The organism is Dactylosporangium siamense, assembly GCF_016862795.1.
Lineage (GTDB): Bacteria > Actinomycetota > Actinomycetes > Mycobacteriales > Micromonosporaceae > Dactylosporangium > Dactylosporangium siamense.
The window spans coordinates 1-608 of the sequence record NZ_BONQ01000181.1; the positions used below are offsets into that span (position 1 = coordinate 1).

General features: G+C 69.7%; 1 protein-coding gene. It reads left to right on the forward strand.

The features are described 5' to 3' along the window. A partial coding sequence (locus Dsi01nite_RS52705; protein ID WP_203854079.1) for a hypothetical protein occupies window positions 1-354 on the forward strand: 354 nt, incomplete at its 5' end. Between the last annotated feature and the right edge of the window lie 254 nt (window positions 355-608).

Sequence of the window (608 nt, forward strand, 5' to 3'; positions counted from 1 at the left end):
TACAGCTGCGGCCCGACGGGGGTGCAGCTGTACGGCACCGCCAACGTGTCCAGTGCCGCATCGGTGACCTGGAACAACTCCTCCTCGGACACGACGTGGAACACGCCGATCGGCACGCAGTTCGGCCACGCCAACAGCACCGGCGGCTGCGGCCCCCAACAGCTGGACATGGTGATGTACTGGTCGAGTGACAGCATGCCGGCGCTGCAGTCGCAGTTGCAGGCCGCGGCAAACGGTGCCCTCGGCAACCAGATGACGTTCGGCCTGCGGGCCATCAGCGAGACCGACCCGATGCAGTGGAAACTGTTCTACCCGTGGAGCGCGGCGTTCGTCATCGAGTACAACCCCGCCTAGCACGCGCCGGCCGGGCGCTGAGCGCGGCAGCCTCCTCCGGGAGCGCAGCCCGCGAAGCCCTGACCGGCACAGCATCGACATCGCGATGGGCCGTCCATTCCCGGGCGGCCCGTTCGTGGAGGTCACAGCGGGACGTCGAGCCACACGTCCTTGCCGTCGTCCGGGCCGGTAGACACACCCCAGTCGACTGCCAGCTTCCCGAACAGCACGGTGCCGCGGCCGCGCTCACTGGCCGCGTCGGCGGCGGGCGGCCG